Annotated in this window: 11 protein-coding genes; 6 read left to right on the top strand and 5 right to left on the bottom strand. The window is 63.5% G+C overall.

Annotated features, from left to right (window positions below):
- Positions 1-2 precede the first annotated feature (2 nt).
- Positions 3-3,179, top strand: a complete 3,177-nt coding sequence (locus NKJ12_RS04780) for an efflux RND transporter permease subunit (RefSeq protein ID WP_352687248.1) — start codon at positions 3-5, stop codon at positions 3,177-3,179.
- A 98-nt stretch (positions 3,180-3,277) separates the two neighbouring features.
- Positions 3,278-3,436, top strand: a complete 159-nt coding sequence (locus NKJ12_RS04785) for a DUF3309 family protein (RefSeq protein WP_023678456.1) — start codon at positions 3,278-3,280, stop codon at positions 3,434-3,436.
- A gap of 63 nt (positions 3,437-3,499) precedes the next feature.
- On the opposite strand, the gene NKJ12_RS04790 is transcribed toward NKJ12_RS04785, so the two are convergent.
- Complete coding sequence (locus NKJ12_RS04790; RefSeq protein WP_352701388.1) at positions 3,500-4,462, bottom strand: SDR family oxidoreductase; 963 nt, start codon at positions 4,460-4,462, stop codon at positions 3,500-3,502.
- A gap of 94 nt (positions 4,463-4,556) precedes the next feature.
- On the opposite strand from NKJ12_RS04790, the gene NKJ12_RS04795 reads away from it, so the two are divergent.
- A complete protein-coding gene (locus NKJ12_RS04795) occupies positions 4,557-5,468 on the top strand; it encodes a LysR family transcriptional regulator (protein WP_352476142.1) in 912 nt (303 codons plus the stop codon).
- Here the strand turns inward: NKJ12_RS04795 and NKJ12_RS04800 are convergent.
- The 4 genes from NKJ12_RS04800 to NKJ12_RS04815 form a co-directional block, all read right to left on the bottom strand.
- Positions 5,426-6,607, bottom strand: coding sequence for an MFS transporter (locus tag NKJ12_RS04800; RefSeq protein ID WP_352701389.1), 1,182 nt, complete (start codon positions 6,605-6,607; stop codon positions 5,426-5,428). The genes NKJ12_RS04795 and NKJ12_RS04800 overlap by 43 nt on opposite strands.
- A gap of 146 nt (positions 6,608-6,753) precedes the next feature.
- Positions 6,754-7,215: a cupin domain-containing protein gene (locus NKJ12_RS04805; RefSeq protein ID WP_352452498.1), complete on the bottom strand. Its 462-nt coding sequence runs from the start codon at positions 7,213-7,215 to the stop codon at positions 6,754-6,756.
- Positions 7,216-7,226: 11 nt separating this feature from the next.
- Positions 7,227-7,535 (bottom strand): DUF1244 domain-containing protein, encoded by a 309-nt coding sequence (locus NKJ12_RS04810; protein ID WP_254816513.1) that lies wholly within the window; start codon positions 7,533-7,535, stop codon positions 7,227-7,229.
- Between the two features lie 26 nt (positions 7,536-7,561).
- Positions 7,562-8,359 carry an N-formylglutamate amidohydrolase gene (locus tag NKJ12_RS04815; protein WP_254816514.1) on the bottom strand — a complete coding sequence of 266 codons (798 nt, stop codon included), beginning with the start codon at positions 8,357-8,359 and terminating at the stop codon, positions 7,562-7,564.
- A 267-nt stretch (positions 8,360-8,626) separates the two neighbouring features.
- Between NKJ12_RS04815 and NKJ12_RS04820 the strand changes: the two genes are divergently transcribed.
- The 3 genes from NKJ12_RS04820 (at position 8,627) to NKJ12_RS04830 (ending at position 11,819) form a co-directional block, all read left to right on the top strand.
- Positions 8,627-9,091, top strand: a complete 465-nt coding sequence (locus NKJ12_RS04820) for a DUF1036 domain-containing protein (protein ID WP_502894192.1) — start codon at positions 8,627-8,629, stop codon at positions 9,089-9,091.
- Positions 9,088-10,518 carry a pyruvate kinase gene (gene pyk / locus NKJ12_RS04825; RefSeq protein ID WP_352701390.1) on the top strand — a complete coding sequence of 477 codons (1,431 nt, stop codon included), beginning with the start codon at positions 9,088-9,090 and terminating at the stop codon, positions 10,516-10,518. Before NKJ12_RS04820 ends, pyk begins: the two co-directional genes overlap by 4 nt.
- 218 nt (positions 10,519-10,736) lie before the next feature.
- Positions 10,737-11,819 (top strand): NAD(P)H-dependent flavin oxidoreductase, encoded by a 1,083-nt coding sequence (locus tag NKJ12_RS04830; RefSeq protein ID WP_352701391.1) that lies wholly within the window; start codon positions 10,737-10,739, stop codon positions 11,817-11,819.
- Positions 11,820-11,871: the final 52 nt, after the last annotated feature.

Consider the following 11,871-nt stretch of genomic DNA (forward strand, 5'->3'; position numbering starts at 1 on the left):
TCATGGACATCGTCAAACTTGCAATCAGCAATGCCCGGCTGACCATATCGGTCCTGGTCTTTCTCATCCTTGCCGGTGCGGTCGCTTACCAGTCGACGCCGAAGGAAGCGGAACCGGACGTTCCGATTCCGATGATGTATATCAGCCTGATCTACCAAGGCATCTCGCCGGAAGATTCCGAGCGCCTCTTGCTGCGGCCGATGGAAGCCAAGCTGAAGAGCCTGAAGGGCCTCAAGGAGATGCGCTCGGCCGCCTTCCAGGGCGGCGGCTATGTGCTGGTCGAATTCCAGCCACAGACGGATCTCGCCACCGCGCTGCAGGACACGCGCAGCAAGGTGCAGGACGGCAAGGCCGACCTGCCGCAAGCGGCCGAGGAGCCCGTGGTCTCAGAGGTCAACATCTCCGAGTTCCCCGTCCTGGTCGTGACGCTGTCGGGCGAGGTGCCCGAGCGCGTGCTGACGGCGGCGGCGCGCGAGTTGCGCGACCGCATCGAGGAAGTGCCTGGTGTGCTCGAGGGCTCGCTGCAGGGTGCGCGCGACGACCTCGTCGAAGTGGTCATCGATCCGATGAAGCTGTCTTCCTACGGGCTGCAGCTCGACCAGTTGATCGGTGCGGTCGGCGCTTCCAACAGTCTTGTCGCCGCCGGCAATATCGAAGGGTCCGAGGGCAAATACGCAGTCAAGGTGCCGTCGCTTATCGAGACGCCAGAGGATGTAGCGGCGCTTCCGGTCGTCGCCGGCCCCAATGCCGTGGTGCAGGCCAAGGATATCGCCACCATTCGCTCGACGTTCAAGGACGCCGAGACGGTTACCCGCCTCGACGGCAAGCCGGCGATTGCCATCGAGGTGAAGAAGCGCATCGGCTCCAACCTGATCGATACGATTGGCAAGGTCAGGGAGGTGTCCGACGCCTTCATCAAGACGATGCCAGAGGGCATGCACGTCACCTACACGCAAGACAAGTCCGTTTTCGTGAACCAGTTGCTCGGCGACCTGCAGAACCACGTCATGATCGCCGTCATCCTGGTGTTCATCGTTATCCTCTACGCGCTGTCCGGCCGTGCCTCGCTGCTGATCGGATTGGCCATCCCCTCGTCCTTCCTGATCGGTATCCTGTTGCTGGCGATGATGGGCTACACGATCAACATGATCGTGCTGTTCAGCCTCATCCTGGCGGTCGGCATGCTGGTCGACGACGCCATTATCGTCACAGAATTCGCCGAGCGTCGCATGAGCGAGGGCATGCCGAAGCAAGAGGCGTTCGCGCTTGCCGCCAAGCGCATGGCCGGCCCGGTCATCGCGGCGACGATGACGCGCATTGCCGCCTTCTCGCCGCTGTTGTTCTGGCCGGGCATCATCGGCGACTTCATGAAATATATGCCGATCACTCTGATCGTGACGCTCTCGGCCTCGATGCTCTATGCGCTGGTCTTCGCGCCGACGCTGGGCGCGATATTTGCCAAGGCGCCGGCCCATCACCCCGACGACAATCGGGACGGCTGGTACATGGCCGTGGTCAAGCAGGCGGTGCACTATCCCATCACCGTGCTTGTCCTCACTGTGGCGCTGTTGTTCGGCGTCGGCTACGCCTATTCGAAATTCGGCGCCGGCGTCGAATTCTTCCCGAATGTCGAGCCTGACTACGGCCTGCTCTATGTCCACGCCCGCGGCAATCTTTCGCTTGCCGAAATGGATGCGGCCACCAAGACGGCGGAAAATCGGCTGCTCGGTTGGCCGGGCGTGAAGTCCGTCTATACCCGTGTCGGCAAGACGCAGGGCGGCGGCCAGGATGTCCCGGAAGATGTGGTTGGCGTGATCCAGTACGAATTCGTCGACTGGCGCGAGCGCAAATCGGCGAACTCAATCCTGGACGAACTGCGCGGCGTGATGGCCGGCATTCCCGGTGTCGACGTCGAGGTTCGCGTGCCGGAAGCCGGCCCGCCCACCGGCAAGCCGATCCAGATCAGGCTTTCGGCCGTCGATCCGAAGGGCCTTGACGACAAGGCCCGCGCCGTCGCCGCGCGCATTGCCAAGGTGCCCGGCGTCATCGATATTTCCGACGGTCTGGCGCCGCCCGGCGTCGACTGGGCGCTTGAAGTCGATCGCGCCAAGGCGGCGCAGTACGGCATCAGTCCGACCGCGGTCGGGACGGTCGTGCAATTGGTGACCAACGGGCTGAAGCTCAGCGAGTACCGGCCAGCCGGCGCCGACGATGCGGTGGACATCAGGCTGCGCCTGCCCGAGGATCGGCGCACGCTGTCGACGCTCGACGAACTCAGGGTGCAGACCGCGCAAGGCTCGGTGCCGATCTCGAACTTCGTCGTGCGCAAGCCGGAGCCGACGGTCGGTATCCTCAACCGCATCGACGGCGCGCGAACGGTGGTCGTCCAGGCCAACGTCGCTGCCGGCGCCCAGGTGGCTGCCGTCCAGCAGGAGGTCACCAAAGCTGTCGCCGACATGAACCTCGGCAGCGGCATTCGCTGGAAGCTTGCCGGTTCGAATGAGGACAGTGCGGAGGCCGGGGCCTTCCTCAGCAAAGCCTTCGGTGCGGCGATCTTCCTGATCTTCATCGTGCTTCTGGCGCAGTTCAACAAGTTCACCAGCGTCTGGCTGGTGCTGTCCTGCGTGGTCATGGCGACGATCGGCGTGTTCCTCGGGCTGCTGCTGACGGGAGAGGCATTCGGCATCGTCATGTCGGGCATCGGTGTCATTGCGCTGGCCGGCGTGGTGGTGAACAACAACATCGTGCTGATCGACACCTATGACCGGTTGCGCGAAGAGGGCTGGGACAAATACGAAGCCGTTCTGCAGACCTGCCGCGAACGTGCCCGCCCGGTGGTGCTGACGGCAGTGTCGGCGATCCTCGGCGTGCTGCCGATCGCTTTCGGCCTCGGCCTCGAAATCTTCCACCACGAGACGACGATCAACGCGCCGTCGACGCAATGGTGGATTTCGCTGTCTTCGGCTATCGTCTTCGGGCTGTCCTTCGCCACCGTGCTGACGCTGGTGGTGACGCCGTCGATGCTGATGGTGTTCACGCGCGCCAAGGTCAAACCCGGTGCGCGCCGTGGCTGGTTCAGTAGCCTGTTGGGGCGTCGCAAGGCCGACATCCCGTCGAAAGGCCTGGACGCCGATCTGGGCGCCGAGCCGGCGATCGCCTTCCCGAAGGCCGCCGAATAGAGTCCGATTGCTGCCCTGATCAAGCAAAGGCCGCCCGGGAACAATGGGCGGCCTTCTGCATTGTTTCGTCATTGCAACCTCAAAGCGAGGATTTTCTGATGACGATCAGCACCATTCTCATCATTATTCTTATTCTTATCCTGATCGGCGCGGTTCCGGCGTGGCCGCATTCTCGGTCCTGGGGTTACGGCCCATCGGGCATCGTCGGCGTCATCCTGATCGTTGTCTTGGTGCTGCTGTTGATGGGCCGGATCTGAGCGCAATCATTGGTCCGGACAAGCGGCGGATGACCGTCAGACCATCCGTCTTTTTCAACTTCCTTATTGGGCAGCTTGCTGCACCGGCTTGGTTGTGGCGACGCCGATATCCTCAAGCGCTTCCGATACTGCATCTTCCAGCGGCGTGTGCGGGATCGTACCGATAATGCCTTCCAGCCGGGCTGAAGCCAGCCGGTGCGGCTCGAAGCGGAGATAGGACATCGAAACGATCTCGCGCCACATCGCCACGAACGGGCTGCCGGCGCGCAGCACCCACCACGGCATCTTCGTCAGCTTCAGCGCGTGCCCGAGCGCCTTCTCCGCGGCCGCCTTGATGTCCAGATCGGTCACCGCATGGCCAGGAAAATTCAGCGCCTCGTATGAGCCGAGCTTGTCGAGATTGTCAGCCAGCCCGACGAAGGTCTTGGCCAGGTCGGGCAGATAGGCCCATTCATGCACGAGATCGACCGGTCCCGGTGCCGTATAGATACCCTTGGTCATCTTGGCGGCGACAACCAGATCGAACCACGATCCGCTGCCGGTGCCGCCGAAGAAATCACCGGCGCGCAGCAGGATCGTGCGCACCCGACCCGCGTCCGCCTCGCGGCGAAACAGATCTTCCATGGCGACGCGGATGCGGCCCTTTTCCGTCGTCGGGCGAAACGGCGTGTCTTCGGCGATCACCGCCGGCATCGGCGAGCCGTAATTGTAGACGGTGCCCGGGAAGAGATGCAGTGCGCCGTTCGCCCGGCAGGCAGCCATGACGTTCTCCGCCATCGGCAGACACTTGCCCCAGTCGGTGTAGAGCGGGTTGAGGCCGTTGAAGATGATGTCGACGCCTTCGGTGGCGCGGATCAGCGCTTTGCGGTCGAGCGCGTCGCCGGCGATTGCCGTGGCGCCTTTGAGCTCGGCCGGCACCTCGCCGCCGCGGGTGACGGCGCGGACATCGTAGCCGGCATCGAGGAAGGCCTTGGCCACCGTGCGGCCGAGCCGGCCGTTGGCGCCGAGAATTGCGATCTTGGTCATTGTTCGTCTCCGTGTTTGTGTTGAGACCCTGTTGTGGTCTCTTCGCAAGCGAATGAAAATTGACTAAAGATGGCAATCTGATATTCAATTTTGAATGGATATCGATTGGAACCTGATCAAGAGTTTCGTCACCGTGGCGGAGACCGGCAGCCTGTCGGCCGCCGCGCGAAAACTTGCAGCAAGCCAGCCGACGCTCGGCCGCCACATCGCCGAGCTGGAACAGGCGCTCGGCGTCACCCTGTTCCGGCGCGGGCGGCGTGGCTATGCGCTCACGGAAGCAGGCAGCACGCTCTTTGAACAGGGTCGCGCGGTGAGCGAGCAGGCAAGCGCCTTTTCGCTGCTGGCGCTGGGATCGGTCGAGGCGATAGAGGGTACGGTGCGCATTGCCGCCAGCGAAGTGGTGGCCGCCTATGTACTGCCGGAAATGATGGCGAGGCTTGGTTTCGAGGAGCCGGGCATCGAGGTCGAGATCGTCGCCTCGAACCAGGTCGAGAATCTGCTGCGTCGCGATGCCGATATCGCCATTCGCATGGTCAAGCCGGCGCAGAATGAACTGGTCGCGCGCAAGGTGACCGACATTCCGCTCCGCGCCTGCGCGGCAAAATCCTATCTCGACCGGCGTGGCCGTCCGCGCGAGGCCCGCGATCTCGCCGGCCATGATCTGGTCGGCTTCGACCGCAGCGATGAGATCATTCGCGGCTTTGCCCAGTTCGGCGTCCCGCTTGCCCGCAATGCCTTCCGCTTCAGGACCGATAATCAGATCGTGCTGTGGGAAGCAGTGCGGGCGGGAAACGGCATCGGCTTTGGCCAGGAGCCGCTCGCCGACCGTGATCCGCTGGTCGAGACAGTGCTGCCGGGTCTCCCGCTGCCGACGCTGCCGGTGTGGCTCGCTATGCACCGCGACGTGCGTACAAGCGTCCGCATCCGCCGCGTCGCGGATTTCCTCTACGAAGAGTTCAAGCGCTATTCAGCCGGTGCTGCCTCGGCTGCGAATTCAGCGCGGTGAGCGAGCCCGGCCATCAACAGCACGACGATCAGCAGCCCGGACAGAGCGACGAAGATCGGGCCGAAGCTCGAGTGTTCGGCGATGAAGCCGATCGCCGACGGCGCCACCAGAATGCCTGAGTAACCCATCGTGGTCACGACGCTCATGCCGGTGCCGGACGCCATGCCCTCCTGGTTGCCGCCGGCCGAAAAGATGATCGGCACCATGTTGGCAATCCCGAGGCCGCAAAAGGCAAAGGCGGCAATGGCGAGCCACGGCGAGGGAGCCAGCCCGGCCACCAGCATGCCGGCAGCAGCGGCAAGGGCCGAGGCGCGCAACGTCGTAACGGCACCGAAACGGTTGCGGATGCCATCGCCAAGGAAGCGCATGACGGCCATGACACCGGAAAAGGCGGCGTAGGCCAGGCCTGCGATGGCAAGATCGGCGCCGAGCTCCTGCCTGAGATACAGCGCCGCCCAGTCGAGCACCGCACCTTCGGAGATCATCGTCAGCAGTGCCATCAGCCCAACCAGATAGACCAGCGGGTTTGCCGGCAGCGCGAATTTGTGGTGCTCGGCGACTGGGTGCTTGTCCTCGGCGATCAGGTAGCGGATCGCTACGGCGATGACGGCAAAGGCAAGAGCCGTCACCACTGTCGCATGGGCGAGGTGACCGTAGTTCTGGATGGCGAAACCGCCCAAAGCGCCGCCAGCGAAACCGCCAAGGCTCCAGAAGCCGTGCGAGGACGACATGATGGCACGGGATAGCCGCCGTTCGACTGCCACTGCGTTGGCATTCATGGCGACGTCCATGCCGCCGATCGAACCGCCGAAGATGAACATGGCGATTGCCGCCAAGGGCAGGTTGGGGGCCAGAGCCACGACCAACAGGCCGAAGCTGCCGGCAAGTCCGAACCAGCGCAGCACAGTGCGCGAGCCATGCTTCGAGATCAGATGGCCGCACCAGGTCATGGCGGTTACGGCCCCTGCCCCGAACAACAGAATCAACAGGCCGAGCGTGAATTTGCTGATGTCCAGCCGGGTGAGGAACACCGGGATCTGCGGCGCCCAGCTCCCGGTCAGGAAGCCATTGGCGAGGAAGATGCCGGCCACTGCCCAGCGTCCACGAATCGCGGTCTGCGTCATTTTCTGCGCGTCCATCGGGTAGAATCCGGTCCGGAAATGGCTTCGCGCGGCAAATTAGATCGATTCAATTCACAGTCAAGCGCTCTTTGCCGAAAGTGCTTGGACCAGACGCTACGTCCTCTCGCGTCGGCCAACCATCTCGGCGGTCCACTCCGAAATCCTTACGGCTCGGGATAAGGCGCGCCATCCTTGTGCACAAACCGGCCATCAGCGTTGGTGCTCATCATGTCGATGTCGGAGCAGGTGGCGACGTCGTCGGGCCAGCGCGAACCGACTTCGAGATAAATCGCCATCGCGCCCGATTTATTGATCATGTGATGGCCGTTGCCTGATCCTTTCGGAAAGGCCGCGCAGTCACCGGCGCGCAGCACCGTCTCGCCGGCATCTTCGACGAGCGTCAGCTCGCCTTCAAGCACGTAGACGAATTCGTCTTCGTGCGAATGCCAGTGGCGCTGGCTCGACCAGTTGCCCGGCGGCAGGCGCATGAGATTGATGCCGAAGTCGGTGAGCCCGCCTGCGTTGCCCAGCCGCTGCCGCACGCGTTCGGCACAGGGTGCATCGAACGGCGGTGGATAGGATGAGCCCTTGCGTCCGGGCACGTCGGCAACGTCAATCTTAGGCACGGCGTCCTCCCCTAGTGATCCCTGGGGCGCCTTGCCTCGAACTCGGCCTTCTTGGCATCGGAGGCTTCGATCTGGTTCAGTGCCTGCCACTCGGCATAGGGCATACCGTAGATGATCTCACGCGACTGCTCCTTGCTGAGTTCAACACCTTCGGCCTGCGCCGCATCGCGGTACCAGTTGGACAGGCAGTTGCGGCAGAAGCCGGCGAGGTTCATCAGGTCGATGTTCTGCACGTCGGAACGCTCGCGCAGATGCGCAACCAGCCGGCGGAAGGCAGCGGCTTCGAAATCGCGCTTTTGTTCGTCGCTGAGTTCGGTCATGTCTTTGGCGTCCCTTGGGCCTTCCGTCACACCGGTCCGGTGCGCGAGCCGAATATTTTCACCGCATGTATATCGGCACGTCGATCGATCGCGTCAACGATCGGCGCCAGCCGTTCGGCCCAGTCGAGGGCACCCTTAAGGTCGGCGATCAGGTCCTGGCGGATCTCGAGCAGCGCATGGGCAAATCCGTTGACGATGGCGTGCCTGAACATGGTATCGCCGCGCAGTGCGCCGTCATAGGGTTCGTTGTCGCCGACGATGAGGCTCTTGTCCTTGGCGAGCATGTCGATCAGCGGCCGCGCAACGCGATCGTCGAGATCCCATAATATGCCGACGTGCCACGGCCGCACGAAGCCCTGCATGGTCGGTGTGAAGGAATGCACCGAAAAGATGAAAGGTGCCTGCGCGGACGCTTGCGCCACCGAGGCGATCATGGCGCCGACGGCATCATGATAGGGGCGGTAAAAGCGGTCCAGACGTCTTTCGCGTTCCTCCGGCGCCATGGGATAATTTCCCGGGATGATGGTGCCGTCATAGAGCTGGCGAATCAGCGTAGGATCGTCCTCGCCGCGATTGGGATCGATCAGCAGCCGTGAAAAATTGGCAAGCACCGCCGGAACGCCGAGCAGACTTGCGAGTTCGCGGGTTACAGTCTCGACGCCGATGTCGTAGGCGATGTGGCGGTCGAACTCCGCCGCTGGCAGGCCAAGGCTGCCATACTCCTCCGGCAGGTCGCGGCGAGCGTGATCGGCCAAAAGCACCATGCCGCGCTTGCGGTCGCCTTCGACGATGTCGAAAGGCGCGAAAACTGTGGATCGGGTCATCGGCGGGAAAGGTCTGTTCGCGGGCTTCCTGGGAGGGTGGTATCGTCATTCCACGAAGAGAACGCTTGCGCAATGCCGTTGTTTGGCCACGGTTTCTGCCAAAAACTGAGCAGGGGCGACCGCAAGCGCGCCGGAGCCTTCTAAATCGATTGGAATTGGACAGATCGGCGCGTTGACATGCGTACGGACTTTTCCGAAAAGGGGCGTTGAGAGATGCAAATGTGGTTCTTGAGGGGTTTCGGGATGGGTTTTGCCGGCAGGCTGCGTGTGCGCCATGCCTTGGCCATGCCGCTCCTGATACCGGCAATGGGCCTTTTCGCGGTGATCACGGCCTCGCCGGCACGGGCCGATTTCCGGGTCTGCAACGCCACGCAGAACCTGGTAGGCGTCGGCATCGGCTATCGCGCCAAGGCCGGCTGGATCACCGAAGGCTGGTGGCACATCGAAGGATCGAGCTGCAAGACGCTGATCGAGGGACCGTTGTCATCAAGGTTTTACTATCTGTATGCAGAAGACGCCGAGCGCGGCGGACGCTGGGATGGCCCGATCAACATGTGCGTGGCCGAAAAAGAGTTCAAGATTGCCGGCGTTACCGACTGCGTCGCCCGGGGCTTTCAGCGCGCCGGATTTCAGGAATATGACACGGGCGAGCAGGCAAGCTGGATGGTCCAGCTGACTGACGAGCCCGCAACGGATGGCGCTGCAGCCGCCCCGGGAACAAACAGTCAATGAGACGCAGCCGCAAGGTCAAGATCCTCGCCACCATCGGTCCGGCCTCCTCATCCGAGGAAATGCTGAAGAAGCTGTTCGAAGCCGGCGCCGACGTGTTCCGGATCAATATGAGCCACACCGACCATGAATTGATGCGGACGCTTGTCGGCCGCATTCGTGCCGTCGAGGAGGCGGTCGGCCGGCCGATCGGCGTTCTCGCCGACCTGCAAGGGCCAAAGCTGCGCGTCGGTAAGTTCGCCAACGGCAAAGAAGTGCTGACCGTCGGCCAGACCTTCACGCTCGACGACAATCCCGAGCCCGGCAATTCGAAGAGGGTCTACCTTCCGCATCCCGAAATCCTGCGTTCGGTCGAGGCTGGTCATCGCCTGCTGATCGACGACGGCAAGCTCGAGCTCAAGGCGGTCAGCAGCAACGGCAAGGCGATCGCCTGCACCGTCGTCGCCGGCACCACCATTTCCGACAAGAAGGGCGTCAGCCTGCCCGACACCGACCTGCCGGTCGGCGCGCTGACGGAAAAGGACCGCCGGGATCTCGACGCGGTTCTGGCGACCGGCGTTGACTGGGTGGCGCTGTCCTTCGTGCAGCGGCCCGAGGACCTGGCCGAAGCGCGCAAGATCGCGCGCGGCCGGGCGCTGATCATGGCCAAGATCGAAAAGCCGCAGGCCGTCGCCCGGCTGGCCGAGATCATCGAGCTTTCGGATGCGCTGATGGTCGCCCGCGGCGATCTCGGCGTCGAGATGCCGCTCGAAGCCGTGCCTGGTATTCAGAAGCAGATCACCCGCGCCGCCCGCCGCGCCGGCAAGCCTGTGGTGGTTGCCACGCAGATGCTGGAATCGATGATCACCGCGCCGGTGCCGACCCGCGCCGAAGTCTCGGACGTCTCGATCGCCGTGTTTGAAGGCGCCGACGCGATCATGCTTTCGGCGGAGTCCGCCGCCGGCGCCTACCCGGTCGAAGCGGTGGCGATGATGAACCGGATCGCCACCAAGGTCGAAACCGACCCGACCTATGCCGGCATCATCAACGCGCAGCGCTCGGAACCGGAAGCGACCGGCGCCGACGCCATTTCGCTTGCTGCCCGCGAGATCGCCGAGACGCTGAAGCTGTCGGCCATCATCACCTACACGGCCTCGGGTACAACCGGCCTGCGCGCCGCGCGCGAGCGGCCGCAAGTGCCGATCGTGGCGCTGTCGCCGATCCTCAACACGGCGCGGCGACTGTCGCTGTTGTGGGGCACGCATTGCGTCGTTTCTCCCGATGCCATCGACCTCGACGACATGGTCGATCGCGCCTGCCGCATCGCTTTGGACGAAGGATTCGGCAAGCCCGGCGACCGCGTCATCATCACGGCCGGCGTTCCGCTGAGGACGCCCGGCTCGACCAACATGCTGCGCATCGCCTATGTCGGATCGGAAGTCGGCCGCTAATGTCGGCGGCGGCTGCCGGATGGGCCGGCTGCATGGCGCGTCGTAAACGCGGCGCCAGCCCGGCGCATCGACGGCAGGTAGATCAGGGTCGACGCCGAACTCCCGCCCGCGTGCATCAGCCTGTGGCCGGCCGCGAGCCGGTTCGGAGGCCCCATCCGACTTGAGCTGGAGGTCAGTTAGGGTAAAATCTCTCCTGGGAGAAAGAGGAGGGTGATCCAATGTGGATGCGCACTGATCTTCTGGAACTCCTCGGCATTGAGCACCCGATAATCCAGGCGCCGATGAGCGGCATCACCACGCCGGAACTGGCGGCGGCAGTCAGCAATGCCGGGGCGCTTGGCTCGCTCGGATGCGGCATTCTGCCTGCGGCGGCTATCCGCGAGCAACTCACGGCGACGCAGCACGCCACCAATCGTCCGATCAACGTCAACTTCTTTGCGCACCCGCCGCCGGCACGCGATGATGCGGCAGCCCAAAGCATGCGAGACCGCCTTCGCGGCTGCTATGAGGAGGTCGGCCTCGGACCGGTGCCCGAGCCGGGCGAGCCCTTCCCCACCTTCGATCGTGAGCGTCTCGAAATTGTGCTCGAGCTGCGCCCGAAGGTGGTCAGCTTCCACTTCGGCCTACCCGACACCGCAATTGTGCAGCAGTTGAAAGCGGCCGGCTGTACTGTCTTGTGTTCGGCTACCACCGTCTCGGAAGCGCGCCAGCTTGAGGCAGGAGGGGTGGACGCCATTATCGCCCAGGGATACGAGGCCGGTGGGCATCGCGGCACATTCACTGGCGACCCTGCTATCGGCACAGCCGGCACCATGGCCCTCGTACCGCAGATTGTTGATGCCGTGCGGGTGCCTGTAATTGCCGCCGGCGGTATCTTCGACGGTCGCGGCATTGCCGCCAGCTTTGCACTTGGTGCATCTGGTGTGCAGATCGGCACGGCTTTCCTGGCCTGTCCTGAAGCCAATGTGCAGCCAGTCTATCGCGCAGCATTGCGCTCGGGCAACGACGAGAGCACGTCGGTGACTCGCTGCTTCACTGGCCGCCCAGCGCGCGTGGTGCGCAACCGGTTTGTGATGGAAATGGCTGGTGAGGAAGATGCTGCGCTGGCGTTTCCGCTACAGGCGAGTCTGGTCATGCCGCTTTCGATGGCGAAGGATGAAAGCAAGCGGGCTGACTTCTTGCCCATTTGGGCCGGGCAGGGCGTTGCGAAGCTGCGGCAGATGCCGGCCGCCGCGCTTGTGGAGAAACTCGTCACGGAAGCAAGCGGCGTAGATCGGGCCTATAGGGGAGTAGGGGAGTAGGGGAGTCGGGGAGTCGGGGAGTAGGGGTGTAGGGGGTGTCGGTTATACAAAT

This window comes from Mesorhizobium sp. M0195, assembly GCF_040322115.1.
Lineage (GTDB): Bacteria > Pseudomonadota > Alphaproteobacteria > Rhizobiales > Rhizobiaceae > Mesorhizobium.